General features: G+C 67.1%; 17 protein-coding genes and 3 tRNA genes. 3 read left to right on the forward strand and 17 right to left on the reverse strand.

The genetic code is table 11. From position 1 onward, the window contains the following. Positions 1 to 17 precede the first annotated feature (17 nt). The 5 genes from U741_RS0101985 to U741_RS0102005 all read right to left on the reverse strand — a co-directional run bounded on the left by U741_RS0101985 (position 18) and on the right by U741_RS0102005 (position 3,655). A tRNA-Thr gene (locus U741_RS0101985) sits at positions 18 to 93 on the reverse strand. A gap of 23 nt (positions 94 to 116) precedes the next feature. Then, positions 117 to 190, reverse strand: a tRNA-Gly gene (locus U741_RS0101990). A gap of 173 nt (positions 191 to 363) precedes the next feature. Then, positions 364 to 449 (reverse strand) — tRNA-Tyr (locus tag U741_RS0101995). An 81-nt stretch (positions 450 to 530) separates the two neighbouring features. Beyond that, entirely contained in the window at positions 531 to 2,981 is a 2,451-nt protein-coding gene (gene hrpB / locus U741_RS0102000; RefSeq protein WP_235199873.1) for an ATP-dependent helicase HrpB, read from the reverse strand. After that, positions 2,978 to 3,655 carry an MOSC domain-containing protein gene (locus tag U741_RS0102005; protein WP_052378953.1) on the reverse strand — a complete coding sequence of 226 codons (678 nt, stop codon included), beginning with the start codon at positions 3,653 to 3,655 and terminating at the stop codon, positions 2,978 to 2,980. Before U741_RS0102005 ends, hrpB begins: the two co-directional genes overlap by 4 nt. A gap of 37 nt (positions 3,656 to 3,692) precedes the next feature. Between U741_RS0102005 and U741_RS0102010 the strand changes: the two genes are divergently transcribed. After that, complete coding sequence (locus U741_RS0102010; protein ID WP_029888824.1) at positions 3,693 to 4,628, forward strand: methyltransferase domain-containing protein; 936 nt, start codon at positions 3,693 to 3,695, stop codon at positions 4,626 to 4,628. Positions 4,629 to 4,651: 23 nt separating this feature from the next. On the opposite strand, the gene U741_RS0102015 is transcribed toward U741_RS0102010, so the two are convergent. Beyond that, positions 4,652 to 6,016, reverse strand: a complete 1,365-nt coding sequence (locus U741_RS0102015) for an NAD-dependent succinate-semialdehyde dehydrogenase (protein ID WP_029888825.1) — start codon at positions 6,014 to 6,016, stop codon at positions 4,652 to 4,654. After that, on the reverse strand, positions 6,013 to 6,279 hold the full coding sequence (locus tag U741_RS19125) for a hypothetical protein (protein WP_029888826.1): 267 nt from the start codon (positions 6,277 to 6,279) through the stop codon (positions 6,013 to 6,015). Before U741_RS19125 ends, U741_RS0102015 begins: the two co-directional genes overlap by 4 nt. Positions 6,280 to 6,343: 64 nt before the next feature. Here U741_RS19125 and tesB point away from each other — a divergent pair, with 64 nt between their 5' ends. Together tesB and U741_RS0102030 are read left to right on the forward strand one after the other, a co-directional pair. Next, a complete protein-coding gene (tesB, locus tag U741_RS0102025; protein ID WP_029888827.1) occupies positions 6,344 to 7,237 on the forward strand; it encodes an acyl-CoA thioesterase II in 894 nt (297 codons plus the stop codon). Next, positions 7,237 to 8,247, forward strand: a complete 1,011-nt coding sequence (locus U741_RS0102030; protein ID WP_052378403.1) for an alpha/beta fold hydrolase — start codon at positions 7,237 to 7,239, stop codon at positions 8,245 to 8,247. Before tesB ends, U741_RS0102030 begins: the two co-directional genes overlap by 1 nt. Positions 8,248 to 8,253: 6 nt before the next feature. On the opposite strand, the gene tldD is transcribed toward U741_RS0102030, so the two are convergent. The 10 genes from tldD to holA are packed head-to-tail and all read right to left on the reverse strand — an operon-like array spanning position 8,254 to position 20,068. After that, positions 8,254 to 9,702, reverse strand: a complete 1,449-nt coding sequence (gene tldD, locus U741_RS0102035; RefSeq protein ID WP_029888829.1) for a metalloprotease TldD — start codon at positions 9,700 to 9,702, stop codon at positions 8,254 to 8,256. A 25-nt stretch (positions 9,703 to 9,727) separates the two neighbouring features. Beyond that, entirely contained in the window at positions 9,728 to 10,543 is an 816-nt protein-coding gene (locus U741_RS0102040) for a carbon-nitrogen hydrolase family protein (protein WP_029888830.1), read from the reverse strand. After that, the gene (locus U741_RS0102045) at positions 10,540 to 14,118 is read right to left on the reverse strand and encodes a YhdP family phospholipid transporter (protein WP_029888831.1); all 3,579 of its coding nucleotides are present in this window, start codon (positions 14,116 to 14,118) and stop codon (positions 10,540 to 10,542) included. Before U741_RS0102045 ends, U741_RS0102040 begins: the two co-directional genes overlap by 4 nt. 12 nt (positions 14,119 to 14,130) lie before the next feature. Beyond that, complete coding sequence (gene rng, locus U741_RS0102050) at positions 14,131 to 15,597, reverse strand: ribonuclease G (RefSeq protein WP_029888832.1); 1,467 nt, start codon at positions 15,595 to 15,597, stop codon at positions 14,131 to 14,133. Continuing rightward, positions 15,594 to 16,175, reverse strand: coding sequence for a Maf family protein (locus tag U741_RS0102055; RefSeq protein WP_029888833.1), 582 nt, complete (start codon positions 16,173 to 16,175; stop codon positions 15,594 to 15,596). Before U741_RS0102055 ends, rng begins: the two co-directional genes overlap by 4 nt. Positions 16,176 to 16,229: 54 nt before the next feature. After that, complete coding sequence (gene rlmH, locus U741_RS0102060; RefSeq protein ID WP_029888834.1) at positions 16,230 to 16,700, reverse strand: 23S rRNA (pseudouridine(1915)-N(3))-methyltransferase RlmH; 471 nt, start codon at positions 16,698 to 16,700, stop codon at positions 16,230 to 16,232. 13 nt (positions 16,701 to 16,713) lie between these two features. Continuing rightward, positions 16,714 to 17,121: a ribosome silencing factor gene (gene rsfS, locus U741_RS0102065; protein ID WP_084154604.1), complete on the reverse strand. Its 408-nt coding sequence runs from the start codon at positions 17,119 to 17,121 to the stop codon at positions 16,714 to 16,716. Continuing rightward, entirely contained in the window at positions 17,099 to 17,707 is a 609-nt protein-coding gene (gene nadD / locus U741_RS0102070; RefSeq protein WP_029888836.1) for a nicotinate (nicotinamide) nucleotide adenylyltransferase, read from the reverse strand. Before nadD ends, rsfS begins: the two co-directional genes overlap by 23 nt. Before the next feature lie 34 nt (positions 17,708 to 17,741). Next, positions 17,742 to 19,037, reverse strand: a complete 1,296-nt coding sequence (locus tag U741_RS0102075) for a glutamate-5-semialdehyde dehydrogenase (RefSeq protein ID WP_029888837.1) — start codon at positions 19,035 to 19,037, stop codon at positions 17,742 to 17,744. Next, positions 19,034 to 20,068, reverse strand: coding sequence for a DNA polymerase III subunit delta (holA, locus tag U741_RS0102080; protein WP_029888838.1), 1,035 nt, complete (start codon positions 20,066 to 20,068; stop codon positions 19,034 to 19,036). Before holA ends, U741_RS0102075 begins: the two co-directional genes overlap by 4 nt. Positions 20,069 to 20,076: the final 8 nt, after the last annotated feature.

The raw sequence follows: 20,076 nt of genomic DNA on the forward strand, positions 1-20,076 counted from the left end.
GCCACTTGCTGCGAATTTGGTGCCCACAATCAGATTCGAACTGATGACCTCACCCTTACCAAGGGTGCGCTCTACCACTAGAGCTATGTGGGCAAATAAAACTGTCTTCAACCAGCTGGAGCGGGAGACGGGAATCGAACCCGCGCTATCAGCTTGGAAGGCTGAAGTTCTACCATTGAACTACTCCCGCCACTCACTGCACGCGTCAATCGCTCGATGGGCATCCTGCTCACCTGGGTCCGCCCGGCGTCCTGCCGGTCGTTCGGTTGCCCTGCAAACGTCCACTGGACGTTTGCATACTCGGGCGCCCTCACCCATTGAACTACTCCCGCCGCACCCAACCGGTTACCGCAGAATCCTGTGTGGTGGAGGGAGTAGGATTCGAACCTACGTAGGCGTTAGCCAGCAGATTTACAGTCTGCCCTCGTTGGCCGCTTGAGTATCCCTCCATCCGCCCCGTCAGACGCGATGCGTTCGACGAAGCCCACTATTGTTCACGGTGACTCCGGTGGAGTCAACACGTTTTTCACTCAGGTGCCTCTGGGTTTGGCTCGGGCGGTCGGCAAGGCGCCGGCCGGGTCCTCCGGCCAGGGGTGTCGGGGATACCGTCCGCGCAGGTCTTTGCGCACGTCGAGATACCCGGCCTTCCAGAAGCCCTCAATGTCCTGCGTGACCGCCACCGGCCGTCGCGCCGGGGACAGCAGGTGCAGCAAAACAGGGATGCGGCCATCACAGACCGTCAGCGACCGCTGCGCGCCAAACATTTCCTGCAGCTTCACCTCCAGCACCGGCGGCGCACCAACCGCGTAATGCAGCCGGTGTGAATGGCCACTCGGGACGGTCAGGTGGGTCGGCGCCAGCCGTTGCAAGGCCTGCTGGGCGGGATAGTCGAGCAGCGCCGCCAAGGCATCGTCCAGGGCGATTCGATCAAACTGCGTGCGGCGACTCACGCCATCGAGAAACGGCCGCAGCCAATCGGCGAGCGACGCCGAGAGCACCTCATCACTCACATCCGGCCACCCGGCTTCGGGCTGCCACGCACGCAAACACAGCACCCGCGCCTGCCACTGTCTCAACGCCGGCGTCCACGGCAGCACCTCCAACCCCAACTGGCTGATGCCGGCGAGCACGCCGTCAGCAATACGGTTCGCGGCCGGCCGGCCGGGCCGCTCGTCCAGCACCAGTGCGCCCAAGCGCGTCTGCTCGGACGTGCGCACCGCTTCGGCTCGCGGATCCCAACTGACCGCGTCGTCCGTCACCAATTGATCGGCGAAGTCGGCACGCAGCGTCGCCTCGTCAATGACCAAGCCGCTGCGCAGCTTGCGCGGCGGGCCCGGATCCCAGTGTGCGACGGCCAGCCACGAGGCCTGCGCCAGCGGCGAAGCGCCGTGCACCCGCAGTTCGCGTCCGTCGGCACAGCGAAAGACGCCAACCGCCTCTCCGCGCCGCTGGGCGATGCGCTCCGGGTAGGCAAACGCGATCAGCCTCGCCAGGTCGCGCTCTTCAGCGTGCGTGGCGGGCGTCAGCTTCAGTCGCTGCGCCAGTTGCCGAACCGTCTCACGCACCCGTCGCTGCGCCGGGGCAGGCGCGCGACCCTGCATGAAGCGCGTCACCGCCTCGCCAAGATCGTGACCGGCCTCGCCCTCATCCAGCACGGCGACCAACCACACCGCAACCTCACCCAGACCCTGCTGCTGCGCACGGTGCAGCAGGGCGGCCTGGCGCGGCGCGGCAGGCACTTTGAGCAGTGCCTGTCCCAGCGTCGTGGCGCGCCCGGTTTCATCCAGCGCCGCAATGCCGTGCAGCAGCCCCTGCGCCACCGCCCAGGCGGGTGCCGGCGGCGCATCGAGCAGCGCAGCATCCTCGGGGCGCAGCCCCCAAACGGCGAGTTCGAGCGCGAAGCGACTCAGATCAACCTGCTGGATTTCGGGCGCGTCAAACCCGGCGAGCGCGCCCTGCTGATCCTGCGACCACAGACGAATCACCCGGCCCGGACCCAACCTACCGGCCCGGCCGGCGCGCTGCTCGGCGGCCGCGCGCGAGATGCGGCGGGTCACCAGACGGTCGGCGCCAGACGCCAGGTCGTACTCGGCGGCGCGTACCCAGCCGCCGTCGATGACAGAGGTGACGCCCTCCACCGTGAGGCTGGTCTGGGCAATGTTGGTGGCCAGGATCACCTTGCGCGCGCCGTTCGGGTCCGGCTGCAGCGCGGCATCCTGGGCGGCGGCGTCCAGCGCGCCATACAGCGGATAAACGCGCACCGCGCCACCGGCGCGCGTCTCAATGAGATTCTGCGCATCCCGAATCTCTCGGGCACCCGGCAGAAACGCGAGGATGTCGCCCGCGTCATCTGCCAGCGCACTCAGCGCGGCGGCGGCAACGGCTTCCGCCAGCGGCGCGGTCGTGGGCCGGTAAACAACCGACACCGGATACATGCGCCCGTCGCTACGCACCACCGGCGCGTCGCCCAACAGCGCGGAAACCCGTTCGGCATTGAGCGTCGCCGACATCACCAACACCCGCAGATCGGTGCGCAGATTGGCGCGTGCGTCGGCGGTCAGCGCCAAGGCCAGATCGGCCTCCAGGCTGCGCTCGTGGAACTCGTCGAAGATCACCAGCCCGACGCCCGGCAGCTCAGGGTCGGCCTGCAGGCGGCGGGTGAGCAGGCCTTCGGTGAGCACTTCAACCCGGGTGCGCGGACCGATCTTTCGGTCAAAACGCACCTGATACCCAACGGTCTGACCCACCGCCTCACCGCACAACTGCGCCATACGCGCGGCGGCGGCGCGCGCTGCGACACGGCGCGGTTCGAGCACGATGATCGACTGGCCCGCCAGCCACGGCGCATCGAGCAGCGCCAGCGGCACCAGCGTGGTCTTTCCCGAACCCGGCGGCGCGCACAGCACCGCCGACATCGACGTCGCGAGCGTGTCGGCCAAGGCGGGCAACACCTCGCCGACGGGCAAATCGGGCAGCCTCACCCGCCGTGCTCGCGCAGCCAGACCAGCCGTTTGTGCAGTCGGCGGCGCCAGTCTGAGGCCAGCGCCGGCAGGTCGACCAGCCGTTGCAACAACGCCAGATCGGGGCGGGTGATGCCGCGCAGGGCGGAAAAGTCGGCAACGCTGATCGCGTCCGTCTCACGGCTGTCCAGGGTCAGGGCCGCCCCAACCTGCGCGCGGCCGGGCACCAACACCCGGTAATACCAACCGGCAATCCCGCGTTGCTCGATGAACGCGGCCATGCCGTCGACCCCGTGCCGCGCATCAATCTTCCAGCACGGTGTGCGCGGTTGGCAGACTTGCAGCCGCGCAGCGCCGAAGGCAAAGACATCGCCAATGCACACGTCATGCTCGTCGACGCCCGCCGCACTCAGGTTCTCGCCCATGGCGCCGGGCTGCATCGCGTCGGCCACCGCGTCGAAGTTCGCTGCCAACAGCGCGTAGCGATCTGCGGGATAAAAGTGCACGGCTTTTTCAGGGCCGCCGTGGTTCTTCAGATCGGCCTGATGATCGCCGACGATGCCGAGCGGCGTGATCTCGATTTCACCGCGCAGCGGCTGCTTGAAGATCGCCGTGGGCCGGCCATCGCCCGGCATGGCTTGCACGCGGCCAGCAAAGACCAGCGGCGTCACGGGGGCAAGTTTCAGGTTCGACATGTCGGCATTTTCCCCTGAATCGCGGACAATTGCGGCCATGAGCGAGATTGAACTGCACCGCAAGCTGTTGGGCGACGCCGGCCGCAACCAGGCCTTTCATGCGGCGCTTGAACAGTGCATCACCCCCGGAAAAACCACCGTGGCCGACCTGGGCGCCGGGACCGGCTTTCTGTCGTTTCTCGCCCGGCAGCTCGGGGCCAAACATTGCCACCTCATCGAGTACAGCGAGGCGCTGGCGCTGGCCCAGACACTGGCGCGTGCCAACGGCATCACCGGCCTGCAGTTCAGCAATGCCCATTCCGGCGAGATTGCCAACCCGCCGAAGGTTGATCTGGTCATCTCCGAAACGCTGGGCAACTACGCGCTTGAAGAAGGCCTGCTGGAAACCCTGATGGACGCGCGTCGCTACCTCAAACCCGGCGGCGTCATCCTGCCGTGCCGGTTGCAGCAGTTCGTCGCGCCGACCGGCGACCCCACGCTGCAGCAGGACATTGACCTGTGGGGCAGCGTTGGCTTCGGGCTCGACCTCGACGCGGCGCGCCAGATCAGCCTCAACAACCTTTACGTGCGGCGCATCCTGCCCACGCAACTCGCCGCACCCGGCGTGCTTTGGGACGACCTCGACTTTTCGCCCAAGGCGCCCATCGTCAACAGCCGTCGCCAACAGCAGGTGCGTTTTACGCCCGCCGCACAAACCGTCCATGGACTGGCCTTGTGGTGGGTGTGCACCCTGGCGCCGGGCATCGACATCAGCACGGCCCCGGACGCGACCGCCACGCACTGGGACCAGGTCTACTTGCCGCTGTTGGACGCCGTGACCATCGAGGCCGGCGACGAGCTACAGGTGACGCTGACCAGCGACACCCGGCCCGAGGTCGGCCTGCGACTGCAGTGGCGCATCACCCACCGACGCGCCGGAAAGCGCCTCGGCGAGCAGAGCCTGGACAGCTTTCGCGGACGTCTGCTGGCCTGACGCGAGCAAGCCTTCGCAGCGCGTCAGGCCCGCATGATGGCCCTGACGTTGACGAACTCCATCAGCCCGTGACGCGACAACTCGCGGCCATAACCGCTGTGGCCAATGCCACCGAACGGCAAACGCGGATCCGACACCACCGCGCGATTGATGCCGACGGCACCGCAGTGCATCTGCCGGGCAAAAGCCTCGGCGGTCTCAAGGTCGCGTGAAAACACCGCACCGCCCAAGCCATAAACCGTGTCGTTGGCAATTTGCAGTGCCGCCTCGGCGTCGGCTGCTTCGATCAGCGTCGCCACCGGGCCAAACAGCTCGTCGGCGTACGCGGCACTGCCCGGCGGCGGGTCGGTGAGCAGGGTCACCGGGTAATAGCTGCCCGTGCCCGCAGGCAGCACGCCGCCCAGCGTGCAGCGCGCGCCGGCCGCGATGCTGGCCTGCACCTGATCGTGCAGTTGTTCCCGCAGATCATCGCGCGCCATCGGCCCCACCGTGGTGGCGCTGTCGAAGGGGTCGCCGACGACCTGCTCGGCAAGCCGGACGCGCACCGCCGCCTCGAACGCAGGGCGCGCGGCGTGGGTGACGATCCAGCGCTTGGCGGCAATGCAGCTCTGCCCGGCGTTGACCAGCCGGAAGTTCACGCAGGCCGTGGCAGCGAGGTCGATGTCGGCATCATCGAGCACCACGTAGGCGTCAGAGCCCCCAAGCTCCAACACACACTTCTTCACCGCCTGACCGGCCTGCGCGGCCACCGCGCGGCCCGCGCGCACGCTGCCGGTGAGCGACACCGCCGCCACGCGCGGGTCAGCAATCACTTGTGCCGTTGGCTCAAGATCAATCACCAACGCGGTGTAAACCCCTTCGCCCAGACCCGCGTCATCAAACAACCGCGCCAGCGCCAGCGCCGTGCCGGTGACGTTGGGGGCATGCTTGATCAGCACCGTATTGCCCGCCATCAAGGTTGGCGCAACAAAGCGCAGCACCTGCCACAGCGGAAAATTCCACGGCATGATTCCCAGAATCACCCCCAAGGGCGCGTGCGTCACGGCCGCGCTGCCGCTGTCGACGGTGACGGCCTCGTCGGCCAAAAGCGCCTCGGCGTTCTCGGCGTAATAGCGACAGGCACCCGCCGATTTTTTGCACTCGGCCACGCCCTGCGCCAGCGGTTTGCCCATCTCCAGCGCCATCAGTCGGGCGAGGTCGTCGGCGCGGGCTTCCAAGGCTTCAGCAACGGCGCTCAGGCCGGCCGCACGCCTGGCAAAGCCCAGACTCCGCCAGCGGCGCTGCGCGGTCACTGCCTGATCCAGGGCAGCGCTGACGCCGGCGGGCGAAAGTTCGGCGTAGGTGTCCAGCACATCGCCAGTGGCGGGGTTTCGGGTCTGCAGGCTCACGACGGTTGTCCGGTTTGGGTGGCGCGCTCCAGTGTCGCCAAATAGTCCAGCGCCTGCTCGCGCGAGTTGCCGCACATGACGGGCTCGGGCTTCAGCGATGCACAGACCGCCGGTCGTCGCGGGTCGCCCCAGAGGCCGCAGGCGAGGGTCGGGGTGAGGTGCGGGCACGGCATACCTGCGGGCTTGCCCCACGGCAGCCCGGGCAACGGCGAACTGATGGACGGCGCGATACAGCAGGCCGCACAGCCGGCGCGACACGGCATCTCGGCTGGTTCTGACAGGGTGGAATGCCTCACAATTGCGGTTTGCCGATTGGCGGAGCGTTGCATGACCCCAAAGCTGAAGGATCTGGTCGATCAGCTTGATCTCGAGTCCCTGGAAGTCAACCTGTTTCGCGGCACCTCTCGCGATCTGGGCGGCCATTCGGTCTTCGGCGGCCAGGTGATCGGTCAGGCCATGGTCGCTGCATCACGCACCGTTGAAGGCCGTCGCCCGCACTCGCTGCACGCCTACTTTCTGTTGCCTGGCGACATGGAAGCGCCCATCGTCTACGAAGTCGACCGACTGCGTGACGGCAGCAGCTTCTCGGCGCGACGGGTGCAGGCCATCCAGCACGGCCGCCCCATCCTGTCGATGATGGCGTCGTTCCACATCGACGAAGACGGCTTTGAGCACCACCTGCCGATGCCCGACGTGCCGCCGCCCGAGTCGCTGACGCCGATCAACGAGTTGCGCGAGCAATGGTTCAAGGCCGTGCCGGACCTGCCGCAGCGGATGCGCGACATGCTGACCCAGACCCTGGCCATCGAGTTTCGGCCGGTGTCTGCCGCCAACCCGTTTCTGGCCGACCGGGAAGCCGCGCCGCCGTGCAACCAGATCTGGTTCCGCGCCGTCGCCCGGCTCCCGGACGAACCTTGGTTGCACCGCTGCCTGCTGGCCTACGCCAGCGACTTCAACCTGATCGCCACCGCACTCAAGCCTCACGGTCGCTCGTGGTATTCACCGGACATGGTGGTCGCCAGCCTCGATCACGCGCTGTGGTTTCACCGTGACGCGCGCGTCGACGACTGGCTGCTTTACAGCATGGACAGCCCCTCGGCCCAGGGCTCGCGCGGCATGACGCGCGGCCTGATCTATACCCGCGACGGGACCCTCGTCGCCAGCGTCGCCCAGGAAGGCCTGATGCGCCACCGACCCGACGCCCGCAAGGAACACGCCTGATGTGGTTCAAACGCTTGTTACTCGGCGCCATTGGCCTCAGCGTCGCGGCGCTGGTCACCCTGGTGGTCTGGACCCAGGTTGCGCCGCAACAGATCGTCAATCTGCTGGCCAATGCCGAGCGCCGCGCCGCCGGGCTCAAGCCGGTCACCTTGCAGATTCCCGGCTTTGAGATCGCCACGCTGCAGGGCGGTGAGGGTCCGCCGCTGGTTCTGGTGCATGGCTTCGGCGCCGACAAGGATCACTACACCCGCGTCGCCAAATATCTGGTGCCGCATTACCGCGTCATTGCCATCGACCTGCCCGGCTTCGGTCTGTCCAGCAAGCCTGACGACGGCGACTATGGCATCCGCCAGCAGACCGAGCGGCTGGGTCAGGTCATGGATGCGCTGAAGCTTCGCAGCGCCCACTTTGGGGGCTCCAGCATGGGCGGCTGGATCGTCTCGGCCTTCGCCGTGCTCTACCCGGAGCGCGTCGACAGCCTCTGGCTGCTGGCACCCGGCGGCCTCTTCTCGGCCAACGAGAGCTACGTGCGCCGCGTGCACCGCGAGACCGGCCGCAACCTGCTCACCTCATCCAGTCCGGAGACCTTCGGACAGGTGATTGATCTCGTGTTCCATGAGCCGCCCTTCATTCCCGGCCCGATCAAACGCCATCTCGCCGAGCGCGCCGCCGAGCATCACGCCCTGCACACGCGCATTTACGACGAATTGATCGAAGAAGCCTTCTGGATGGAGCCGCAGATCGAGGACAATCCGGTGCCGGCACTGATTGTCTGGGGCAATCAGGACCGGGTGCTCGACGTGTCCGGCGGCGTGGTCTACAGCAAGCTTCTGCCCAACAGCCAGCTCAGAATCATGTCCAACATCGGCCACTTGCCGATGGTTGAAGCGCCCAAGGGCAGCGCCGCCGATTACGTCGCGTTTCGCGATGAACTGGCGAATCTGGCCGCGCAAGAGATCACGCCAACGGCGCCCGACCCCTCGGTCACCGCCCCTGCCGGCGCGCCCTGAGCCTGCTCAAACCTGCGTGCCGCCCACGGTGAGGGCATCGACGCGCACCGTCGGTTGACCGACGCCCACCGGCACGCTCTGACCGTCCTTGCCGCAGATGCCGACGCCGCCGTCCAGCGCCAGATCGTTACCGATCAGGCTCATGCGCGGCAGGGTGTCGGGGCCGTTGCCGATCAGGGTGGCGCCCTTCACCGGCCGGGTGACCTTGCCGTTTTCGATCAGGTACGCCTCGGAGGCCGAGAACACGAAGTTGCCCGAGGTGATATCGACCTGGCCGCCGCCAAAGCTGACGGCGTAAAGGCCCTTGTTCACCGAGGCGATGATCTCGCCCGGATCGTGCGGCCCGGCGCGCATGTAGGTGTTGGTCATGCGCGGCATCGGCAGATGCGCGTAAGACTCGCGGCGACCGTTGCCGGTCGGCGCCACGCCCATCAGGCCGGCGTTGAGGCGGTCCTGCATGTAGCCGGTGAGCACGCCGTTTTCGATCAGCACGGTGCAGTTCGTCGGCGTACCCTCGTCGTCAATCGACAGCGAGCCGCGGCGCCCCGGCAGCGTGCCGTCGTCGACAATCGTGCAGTGCGGCGTGCCCACGGTTTGCCCGACCCGACCCGAGAACACCGAGCTGCCCTTGCGGTTGAAGTCGCCTTCCAGCCCATGGCCGACCGCCTCGTGCAACAGAATGCCGGGCCAGCCGGGACCGAGCACCACCGGCAGACTGCCGGCCGGCGCCGGCACCGCGTCAAGCAGCACGGCGGCCTGGCGCACCGCCTCACGGGCAATCTGCTCGGGCAGCTCCCCGGAACCCAACAGGCCGGAAAAATGATCGCGACCGCCGCCGCCGGAATGCGCCTGCTCGCGGCGCGTGCCTTGTTCAATCATCACCGTCACGTCCAGCCGCAGCAACGGTCGCACGTCGGCGCTGAGCTGGCCCTGCGCATCAAGCACCATGATGGTGTCGTGCTGCGCAGCCAAGCGCACCATCACCTGGTAAACGCGCGGGTCGGCGGCGCGCGCGGCGGCATCGGCACGGCGCAACAAGTCCAGTTGCTGCTCGGCGGTGATGCCCGACAGCGGATCATCGCCGGGGTACAGCGCGCGGGTCGATTGTGGCCGCACCTGCACCGGTACGGCGGCGCTGGCGCCGTCAGCGACGATGGCGCGGGCCGCGGTGGCCGCCTCGAGCATGGCTTTGAGTTCGATGTCATCGGCATACGCCAAGCCCTGGCGGTCACCGCTGATAGCGCGGATGCCCACCCCGCGTTCGCGGTCGTGGCTGCCCGATTTGACCACACCGTCTTCCAGCGCCCAGCTGCGCGTGACGCGCTGCTGAAAGTACAGGTCACCGCCGGTCACGCCCGGCCCGAGCACCTTGCCCATCACGCGCAGCAGCGCCGCCTCATCAAGCGCGGCAGGGCCCAGAAACAGGGGACGGGCAAAACTCAGGGCATCGGACATGGCAACTCGGGTCATCAAATGGGGGCTACAGGCGACGGTGCTCCAAACAGGGAAAGGCACCGCGCAACTGCTTCAGCTTGTCACGCTCCAGCGAGGCGATGGCATAGCCGGGCGCATCACCCAATTCGGCCAGCGTGTCACCCCAGGGGCTGACGATGCTCGAATGCCCCCAGGTTTGACGGTCGCCGGGGTGGGTGCCGCACTGGTTAGGCGCGACGACATAGCAGGTGTTTTCAATGGCACGGGCCTTGAGCAAGGTCGCCCAATGCGCCGCACCGGTCTGGGCGGTGAACGCCGAAGGCACGCACAGCACCTCGGCACCGGCCGTCACCAGCGCGCGGTACAGCTCGGGGAAGCGAAGGTCGTAGCAAACCGACAGGCCGAACCGCCAGCCGTCGATGTCGACAATCACCGGCGCCAGCGGGCCCGGCTCAATGCTGCGCGACTCGCGGTACGCCTCGCGGTGGCCGTCGCGCGTCACTTCAACGTCGAACAGGTGAATTTTGTCGTAGCGCGCCATCAGGCTGCCGTCGGATCCCACCACCAGACAGGCCGCGCGAATGCGGTTGGCATCGTCGCCGGCCAGCGGCACGGTGCCGCCGATCAGATACACGCCGTGCAGCGCGGCCTGGTGCTTGAGCCACGACTGCAACGGCTGGCGGTCCGCGGTTTCGGCAATGGCCAGCTTGTCGCGCTCGTCAGCACTCATCAGTGCCAGGTTTTCGGGCAGCACAATGACCCGCGCACCGTCGTCGGCAGCCGCGGCAATCAGCCGTTGCGCGGCGAGCAGGTTTTGCGCGACGTCATCGCCTGAGGTGAACTGTACTGCTGCAATTTTCATGGATTCTTTGGGGGCGCCAGCGCCGTGCTGGCGGGCTCCAGCTTTTCGATTTCAGGGTCATCCCAGGTGCCGCGGATGCGATAGCCAAACTGGCCGACCGCGTCCAGCGGCTTGTCCAGCAGCGTCTGCGCCATCAGCGCCAACAAACCGACCGCCGGACCGCCCAACAGTGCCGCCCCGATACTCACACCGCTGGAATAGTCAGGATAAACGGTGACGCGCTGGTCGAGTTGTCGGGTAAGCAAATGCGTTTCACCCTTGACCGACATCCGGACCGACGAGCCGCGCAAGGTCAGGTCATCGGTGACCACACGGCCGTATTCCAAGCGCAGGTCAGCATCAAGGTCGTTGAAGTGCAGTCCGGCATCGGTCACATCGCGAAAGTCGAACAGCAAGCGCCGGGGCAACTGGTAAAAGCTGAACAGTCCCAACAACCGTCCGGCACCGGGGTCCACGGCACGCAACTGGCCCTCCCGCGCCCAGACCTGCAAATCGCCCTCGGCGGTGGGAATCGCCAGCCGCGTACCCGTTGCCGGCCACGCAAGGTCCCATGCCACGCCGGCTTCGTCGGCCTCCATCGGCGCCTCGAGGCCCAGCGCAGCCATCATCGGCTCCGGCATCCGGCTCTCGAACCGGCCGCGACTGCTGCGCAAGCTGCCATCGGCCCTGAAATCGCCGGCGCCACTGAGTGCACCGTCACCGCTCAGCGCCATGTCCAGCCGCATTTGCCCACGCACCGGCAACTCGGCGGTGAGTGCGGCGGTGCCCAGGTTGAGATCATTGAGCGTCAGGGCATCAATCTGCCCCGCCCAGCTACCGCCCTCGTAGTCCCCGCGATCGTGCTCGGGCAGTGGCGGCAACGGCTCGGCGGCCGCTTGCCAGTCGGGGTCGTCGGGCAGGTCCAGGCGCAGCGCCATCGACGACAGTTGCAACAGTCCGCCACGGTCGCTGGCCTGCACCCTGCCCTGCGCCGCACCACTGAGCATGCCCTGCCAACCCTCGCCGTCGCGGCGAATCGAGGCCCGCTGCTCGGCCACCGACCAGACACCGGCGGTGAGGCCCGCCACCTGAACTTCGGCGCCGGCGAATCGCACGGCGCGCCGGGCCAGCGCTTCCGCGTTTTCGACAACCGGCGGCGCCTGCCCGGAGAAGCGCGTCAACCATCGCAGCCACGGCGCCGCCTCGATTTTCGGCAGGTCGGCGGCGACCCAGACACCGGCGCCCTCGCCGAGCGAGTTGACCTGTGCATCGGCCGGGTCACCCAATCGCAGCTCAACGCGCTCATCAGTGATCTCGCCGGCCAGAAACCGTCCGCCCCAGGTGAAACGTGCCGGTGCGGCGGCCGAGACCGGCAGAGGCAACTCGATTTCAAAGCGGCGGGCTTCTGATTCAGCTTTTTCCAGGGGTGCCGGCAAGGTCACATCCACCCCTTCAAGGGTGCTTTGCGCCGAAAAAACCGCCACCCCGCCGGCCGGCAGCGCCAACTGCGCGGATCCGTCGAAGACGCCAGCCAAACGCTCGGACACCGGCGCCGGCAACCATTGCTCGAGTGCCGACACCGGCAGGGCCTTGCCCAGCAAGTCGATGATCAGCCCTTCGTCGTCGCCCTCCACCACACCCTTGATCTCGGCCCCATGCCAGCGCCCGCTGAAGGCATCACCCGACAGGCTGCGACCGCTGAAATCGAGCACGCCGCTGACGTCGGTCACCGGGGTATCGACCCCGGCCACCTGTAGCGTCACCGCTTCCAGCGCCACGCGCCCCGTGGTGCGGGTTTCCTTGACGCGTGCCAAGGGAATTTCAAGGTTCAAGTCGACGACGGCCGGGCCACTGACATCGACGGCCTCGGCAAGCCGCGCAAACCGATCCTGCAACGGGCTCTGGTTCATCAGGTCCAGCAGCGCAGACACCTGGTCGCGCGTCTGGCCAGTGATGTCCAGCCGCGCATCGTTGTTCATGACCTTGATTTCGGCGCTGCCCGTCACCTGGGCCAGCGGACCGAAGGTCGCCTCGGCGGACGCGATCCGCAGGCTGTTGCCGCTGAACTGCAGGTCGGCGTCGGCGTCGGTCAGCGCCGGCCAGTCAGGTGAAAACGCCAGTCCGGCGCCGCGTACCGGCAGGTCGAGCTGCCATCGCCCGGTGGGCCGACGGCCGTAGGGAAAGTCGGCCATTGCACCCTCGACCTGCAGGCGCGCATCCACCAGTTCGCCGCCGGTGATTGCGCGTCTGAGCCAATTGCGCAGCGTCTCTGGCCATTTGCCCGGCCAATAAGGGTGCGCGGCTGCCAGCGATTCGGCGTTGACCTGCAGATCGATGTCCATCATTGGGGAGGCCAGCGCCCCGCCCGCGACCAGGCGAACCCGTCCGATCGCCTGTGCACCTTCGGCTTCCACCGCCAACTCCGGCGCCGCGACTTGCCATTCGCCACCGGGCCGTCGCGACCACAACCACTCGCCGTTGAGGCGATCCAGTCGCATGGGCTGTTGCCAACCGGTCAGACGAATGGCGGGGCTCGGCGCGCCGGGCAGGAAGTAACCGCCCAGTTCATCCAGTGCCAGGTCGCCATGCAGGGCTTCGATGCCGGTCTCGCCGTTGCGCAGGGTCACGCCTTCCAGTCGCGCCAGCAGGCTCAGACGCGGCGCGCCCGGGCTGGCAGGCACCCACCGCCAGTCGCCGCGCAGATCCCGAAGCTGGCCGGTGGCCGACCAATCGCTATCAATGGCATCAACGTGGCGCTGCATCAGCGGAAACAGCAGGTCGATGGGCAGCCGCTCACCCCGGGCGTACAGACTCTCATCATCGGCGCCCCAAACCACCCAAGCCTGATCATCGGCCGGACCCAAGGTGCCTTGCCAGTGCGGGCCGTCCCGGCCGATCGTCAGGGTCAGGGCGGGGGCGTCGGTGATCGCGGTGTCCAAGCCGAAGATCTCGACGCTGCCGCGCCCACCACGCCATTGGCCGCTGAGGTCCAGCTCCGCGGCCGCTTCACGTTGCGTGGCGTCGAACGAGCCCCAACTCAGCAGCGCCTTGGTCTGGCCTTCGAGCGCGCCCTCGGCCGGCGACCAGTCGAGCCAACCCGACGGCAGCAGGATGGCGCCGGGCAGCCGATCCCCTCCGTCAATCTCAAGGTCGCGAAACGCAAGCTGTATGGCGGCCGGCGGTTGGCCGTTACCGCCCTTGGCGCGGGTTGAAATCCAGTCACGCAGTTGCGGCGAATCCCGCAGCCTGGCTGCCACGGCCGTGACACGGTAGGGGGTCCATTGGCGCCGCAGCAGGTCGCCCCAGCGCAGGTGCAGGTGCAGGGCTTCGGCACTGAACCACTCGCCGCCCTCGGCCTCAGGCTGGATCTTCAGCCCGCGCAAGGTGCCGACCGGCTGCAGGCCAACCCAGCCCAGCCCGACGTCGGCGAGGCTCACGGGCACGCCCAGCGCCTGTTCCACCGCGTTTTCGACCGGACCTCGAAGCTCGTCGGCGACGCGGGTCATGACCAGGACCGCCGCGAGGCCCAAGACGGCGACCATCGCCAACCCCCAGGTCAGCGATGTCCAGCGGGCAGCGATGCGCCAGCCGCTCACGTCTGCCGCGGCCTACTGCGGAATGACATCGAAGGCTTCACGTTGATAGTCGGAATCGGGATGGACGCGAATCGGTCGCCGTAACTGGGCTTCGAGGTCGGGCAGGCCCAACGCCGGTTCGTCTTGCAGGCGCTGCACGATCTCGGGCGCCGCCAGCACCAGAAACGCGTCGGCCTCGAACTGTCGCGCCGCGCGCTGCACTTCACGCACCACTTCATGACAAACGGTTTCGACCGACTTGACCTCGCCGCGGCCATTACAGGCTTCACAAGGTTCGCAAAGAATGTGCCCAAGGCTCTCGCGCGAGCGTTTGCGGGTCATCTCGATCAGGCCCAACGGTGAGAACGGATACACCTGGGTCCGCGCCGAGTCCTGCTGCAGCGCGCGCTCCAGACTGCGCAGCACCTGCGCGCGATGGTCTTCGGCTTGCATGTCGATGAAGTCGACAATGATGATGCCGCCCAAGTTGCGCAGCCGCAGTTGCCGGGCGATGGCCTGGCTGGCATCGAGGTTGGTCTTAAGGATGGTTTCCTCAAGGTTGCGGGTGCCGATGAAGCCGCCGGTATTGACGTCCACCGTGGTCATCGCCTCGGTCTGGTCGATGATCAGGTGCCCGCCCGATTTCAGCTCCACTTTGCGCGACAGGGCGCGGTTGATGTCGTCCTCGACGCCGTAAAGGTCGAAGATGGGCGCCGCGCCCTGGTACCACTCAATGCGGTCGGCGGCATCGGGCACGAAGACCTGGGCGAACTGCTTCACGCGACGGCATTCCTCGGCGCTGTCGATGCGCACACGCTCGACATCGGTGCCCAGAAGATCACGGAGGATGCGCATCGACAACGGCAGATCACCGTGCACCAGCGTGCCCGGCGCGGCGGTCTTGGCCTGATGGCTGATGGCTCGCCACAACCGCGACAGAAACTGCAGGTCGGTCGCCAGCGCAGCGGGTGTCACGGTTTCGGCAGCGGTCCGGGCGATCAGGCCGCAGTCCGGGGCGTGTTCGTCGCGCAATGATTCGAGCATCTCCTTCATGCGCAGGCGGCTGGCGTCATCTTCAATCCGCGCCGAAACGCCCACGGTGGGCTCATGCGGCAACAGCACCAGATAGCGTGACGGCACCGACAGCAAGGTGGTCAGGCGCGCGCCCTTGGTGCCCAGCGGGTCCTTGAGCACCTGCACCAGCACCGACTGCCCTTCGTGAAGCTTCTGGGTGATCGACGGCAACGGCGGCAGCTCGCCCTCGTCGCGCTGCGGATGCACCATGTCGGCAATGTGCAGAAACGCGGTACGTGCCAGACCAATCTCGATGAACGCCGCCTGCATGCCCGGCAGCACGCGCTGCACGCGGCCCATGTAGATGTTGCCGGTCAGGCCATGGCGCGAGGCGCGTTGCACGTGCACTTCTTGGGCGGCACCGTTTTCAACCAATGCGACGCGGGTTTCCTGCGCGCCGCTGTTGACCAGAATCTCGAAACTCATGGGCCGACCGGCTTTACGTCAAAACGTGACAGCAGTTCCAAGGTCTCGGCCACCGGTAGACCGATCACCCCGGTCAAACTGCCCGACAGCCTGAGCACGAAGCCTGCCGCAGCACCCTGAATCGCATAGGCGCCGGCCTTGCCCAGCGGCTCACCGCTGGCGCAGTAGCGCTGAATCTGCGCATAGGTGAGCGGTGCAAAGGTGATGTCGGTGGTCGTCTCGACATGGTCCCGCCGCGTGCCAAGGCCGACCGCGACCCGGGTCACGACGCTGTGCGTTTCGCCCGACAACTGCTCCAGTATCCTCTCGGCGTGCGCGGCATCACGCGGCTTACCCAGCGCCCTGCCGTTGAAGATCACCTCGGTGTCGGCCACCAGCACCGGCATTTCATCAGGGGCGATCTTCAGGGCAGCGTCCAGCTTTTCGTCAACCACGCGGCGCACGTAGTCCAAGCCGGCCTCGCGGGGGCGCGGCGTTTCATCGACCGACACCGACAAGGGCTCGAATCGCAGGCTCGCCAGGGTCAGCAATTCGTGGCGGCGCGGGGATTGCGAGGCGAGGTAGAAAGCGGCATTCATGATTTGAAATGTAGCAGTCCCGCCGCCAGGCGCCGGGAAACAAGGTCGCCGTGCTCAGGCGCGGTGGTAGGGATGCCCCACCGACGCCGACCACGCGCGATAAAGCTGCTCGGCCACGACCACCCGCACCAGCGGATGCGGCAAGGTCAGCGGTGAGAGTGACCAGCGCTGATGCGCGGCGGTGAGCACGGCCGGCGCAAGACCATCCGGTCCGCCGATGATCATCGCCACGTCGTGGCCGCTGCCCTGCCAGCGCAGCAGCGCATCGGACCAGGCCAGGGTGTCGTGCAGGTTGCCGCGTTCATCCAGCGCAATGATCTCGGCATCCTTGGGCACGGCCTTGAGAATCTTCTCGCCCTCGGCCGCCTTCAGGCGATCAATGTCGGCGTTCTTGCCGCGATGCGCGACCGGCTGCTCGACCAGCACCAACCGCGCTTCGTTAGGCAGGCGTTTGGCGTAGTCGGCAAAGGCGGTTTGCACCCAGTCGGGCATGCGCTGACCAACCGCGATCAGGTGGATTCGCACGCCCGGCCCGGCGTTAGCCGCTGGCTTTGGGCGTGCGGCGAGTGCTGGCGCGACGCAGGCTTTCGGGGGCCTCGGGCGCATCGACCGGCGCTTCGCCGTCTTCGATGGACCAGAGCTTTTCGAGTTGGTAGAAGGCCCGCGTCTGCGCCTGCATGACGTGCACCAGCACGCCGTTGAGGTCGACCAGCGCCCACTCGCCCTGGTCCATGCCTTCGAGCCCCAGGTGGCGAACGCCTTTGAGTTTGGCCTCGTCGAGCACGTTGTGCGCCAGCGCCGACACATGTCGGGACGAGGTGCCGGTGCACAGCACCATAGTGTCGGTCATGGGCGTGAGCGACTTGACGTCGAGCACGCGAATGTCCTGACCTTTAAGGTCTTCGAGAGCGGTGACAACGAGTTTAGTGAGTGCTGGTGTTTTCATGATGGGTCAGTACGGCAATGTCGGCGGCGGTCAGCCGGTCGAGGATGGGCTGCGGCATCAGCCCGCGGAGCGACAGCCCGGCGCGCAGTTTGTGACGCAGCAGGGTCGACGAAATATCGAGCAGCGGAATGTCGAGGGTCTGGTAACGGCCGTCGAGCGCACCGGCAATTTCGGGTGGCGCGACGAGGCGACTGCGCGGACGTTTGACGACCACCAGGTCGGCAAGATCGAGAATCACCGGCCAGCGGTGCCAGGTATGGAAATGACTGAAAGCGTCGGCGCCAATCAACAACACGCGCCGCGAGGTGGGGAACTTGTCGGCCAACTCGCTAAGCGTTTCGACCGTGTAGGACGGCCCTTCGCGGCGCACCTCGCAATCATCGGCCACCAGGCGCCGCTCGCCCTCGATGGCCAGCCGAATCCAGTCAAGGCGCTTCTGCGCCGGAATGGCCGCTTCGGCGCGGTGCATCGGATGCGCGGTCGGCACCAGCCGCACCTGATCAAGCTTCAGGCGCTCCAACGCTTCGATCGCCAGACGCAGGTGCCCGTTATGGAACGGTGAGAACGCCCCGCCAAAAATGCCGATCGCCTTGCTGCGGCGCGACGACGGCCGGGTGGCTTCAACGGACGTGGCCGTCTCCCAGCACCACCCATTTCTGCGAGGTCAGGCCTTCAAGGCCCACCGGGCCACGGGCGTGAAATTTGTCGGTGCTGATGCCGATTTCGGCGCCCAGTCCGTATTCATAGCCATCGGCAAAGCGGGTCGAGGCGTTGACCATCACCGAGCTGGAATCCACCTCGCGCAGAAAGCGCCGGGCGCGCGTCAGGTTCTCGGTGATGATGCTTTCGGTGTGCGCCGAGCTGTACGTCGCAATGTGATCCATCGCCGCATCAAGGTCGTCGACCAGCCGGATCGACAGAATCGGCGCCAGATATTCGGTCTGCCAGTCAGCCTCGGTGGCCGCGTTGATTTCAGGCAGCACCTTGCGCGTGCGTTCGCAGCCACGCAGTTCCACACCCGCCTCGCGATAGCGCGCGGCCAGATCGGGGAGCAGCGTGTCGGCAATCGCGGCATGCACCAGCAAGGTTTCCAGCGTGTTGCAGGTGCCGTAACGCTGGGTCTTGGCGTTGATCGCCACGGCGATGGCCTTTTCAAGATCGGCCTGGTCATCGACATACAAATGGCAGATACCGTCGAGATGTTTGATCACCGGCACCTTGGCGCCGTCACTGACGGCCGCGACCAGCCCCTTGCCGCCGCGCGGCACGATCACGTCGATGAACTGCGGATGCCCGACCATGAGCCCGACCATGCGCCGGTCGGTCACATCCAGCACCTGCACGGTGGCGCGCGGCAGTCCGGCATCGACCAGCGCGCGGTCAATGCAGCGGGCAATGGCCTGGTTCGAGCGCAGCGCTTCTGAGCCACCGCGCAGAATGGCCGCGTTGCCCGACTTCAGACACAGACTCGCAGCGTCGGCCGTCACGTTGGGACGCGACTCGTAAATGATGCCGACCACGCCCAGCGGAACCCGCATGCGTCCCACCTGAATGCCCGACGGCCGCATGTTGAGGTCGGTGATGGCGCCCACCGGATCGGGCAGCGCGGCGATTTGCCGCACACCTTCGGCCATGGCGCTGACGCGCTCGGGGTTCAGCGCCAGACGGTCCAGCAGTGCGGCGTCGAGTCCGCCATTGCGGCCAGCGTCCATGTCGGCGCGGTTGGCATCGAGGATGTCGCCCCGCGCGTCTTTGATGTTCTCGGCCAGCGCAAACAGCGCGGCGTTCTTCTGGCCGGTTTCGGCACGCGCGATGTCGCGGCTGGCCACGCGGGCAGCCTTGCCCAATGCGGTGAACTGGCGTTTTAAGGCGTCATCAGAAACGGCGTGGCGATCGGTACGGGCGGTGGCACTCATGTGCGGCGTTGGTTTCGCAGTGGCGCGGCCCCACTGGCCGCAAGCGCCAATGTTAACAAGTCTGCCCAGGCGGTCGGTTCGCCCCCGGTGGACTTGGACCCGGCATCGATGCGCAGCGCCCAGCGCAGCCAGCCCATTGGCTGCACCGGCCCGGAGCGGGTGATCGCCGCGCTATAAGCCGCCTGCTGGCCGCGCCGCACCCCGGCCTGATCGCACGCGGCAGCCGCGTCGCGGGTGCGGCCGTAGGCCTGCGCCGCCTTGGCCCATTGGCGCAGCACCCACAACAGGCCGCCCAGCACCTCCTGCACGGCCGTGCCTTCTTCGCGCAGGCGCTGCAGGCTGCGCACGCTGCCCTCGGCATCGCCGGCCAGCAGCCGGTCAGCAAGGTCAAACACGCCAAAGCGGGCGTTGTCGGCGACCGCTCCGGTCAAGGTCGCGGCGTCGATGGGCGTGCCGTCAGGCACCAACAGGCGAAGCTTCTGCAAATCCTGCGCGCAGGCCAGCAAATTGCCCTCGGTGCGCTCGACCAACACCTCGCAGGCGTCGGCGGTCAGGGTCACGCCGGTGGTACGGGCACGCTTCATCACCCAGTCGTGAAACCCGTCGGGACGCACCGGCCACGCGTACACCAGCAGCGCCTCGCGCTCAACGGTGGTGAACCAACTGGCCTTTCGCGCCCGCGCATCCAGCGCGCCGAGCAGCACCAACAGAAGGCAATCGGGTGGCGGATTGACCAGCCAGTCAGTGACTGCCTTGGCGCCTTCAACACCCAGCGCGCCGTTGACGCGCACCTCGATCACCCGCCGCTGCACGAACAGCGACAGGCTGTTGGCTGCGCCCAGCGCGTCGCTCCAGCCGCCACCCTTGTCGACCTCGAAAATTTCGCGTTCATCAAAACCCTGCGCCTTGGCCGCGGCGCGCACCGCGTCGGCCGCTTCCATGACCAGCAGGGCCTCTTCGCCGGCCACCACGACCAGCGACGGCAAAGGGCGTTTCAGGGCGGCGGCGAGGGCGTCAGGTGTCAGCGGCATGCGGCGAT

The organism is Polycyclovorans algicola TG408, from assembly GCF_000711245.1.
Classification (GTDB): Bacteria; Pseudomonadota; Gammaproteobacteria; order Nevskiales; family Nevskiaceae; genus Polycyclovorans; species Polycyclovorans algicola.

What these genes read in the sequence shown, in the direction of transcription:
- U741_RS0102005 (WP_052378953.1), bottom strand. Translation starts at nt 3,655, where the DNA reads ATGTCGAACCTGAAACTTGCCCCCGTGACGCCGCTGGTCTTTGCTGGC.
- U741_RS0102010 (WP_029888824.1), top strand. Translation starts at nt 3,693, where the DNA reads ATGAGCGAGATTGAACTGCACCGCAAGCTGTTGGGCGACGCCGGCCGC.
- U741_RS19125 (WP_029888826.1), bottom strand. Translation starts at nt 6,279, where the DNA reads ATGCCGTGTCGCGCCGGCTGTGCGGCCTGCTGTATCGCGCCGTCCATC.
- tesB (WP_029888827.1), top strand. Translation starts at nt 6,344, where the DNA reads ATGACCCCAAAGCTGAAGGATCTGGTCGATCAGCTTGATCTCGAGTCC.
- U741_RS0102030 (WP_052378403.1), top strand. Translation starts at nt 7,237, where the DNA reads ATGTGGTTCAAACGCTTGTTACTCGGCGCCATTGGCCTCAGCGTCGCG.
- tldD (WP_029888829.1), bottom strand. Translation starts at nt 9,702, where the DNA reads ATGTCCGATGCCCTGAGTTTTGCCCGTCCCCTGTTTCTGGGCCCTGCC.
- U741_RS0102040 (WP_029888830.1), bottom strand. Translation starts at nt 10,543, where the DNA reads ATGAAAATTGCAGCAGTACAGTTCACCTCAGGCGATGACGTCGCGCAA.
- rng (WP_029888832.1), bottom strand. Translation starts at nt 15,597, where the DNA reads ATGAGTTTCGAGATTCTGGTCAACAGCGGCGCGCAGGAAACCCGCGTC.
- U741_RS0102055 (WP_029888833.1), bottom strand. Translation starts at nt 16,175, where the DNA reads ATGAATGCCGCTTTCTACCTCGCCTCGCAATCCCCGCGCCGCCACGAA.
- rsfS (WP_084154604.1), bottom strand. Translation starts at nt 17,121, where the DNA reads ATGAAAACACCAGCACTCACTAAACTCGTTGTCACCGCTCTCGAAGAC.
- U741_RS0102075 (WP_029888837.1), bottom strand. Translation starts at nt 19,037, where the DNA reads ATGAGTGCCACCGCCCGTACCGATCGCCACGCCGTTTCTGATGACGCC.
- holA (WP_029888838.1), bottom strand. Translation starts at nt 20,068, where the DNA reads ATGCCGCTGACACCTGACGCCCTCGCCGCCGCCCTGAAACGCCCTTTG.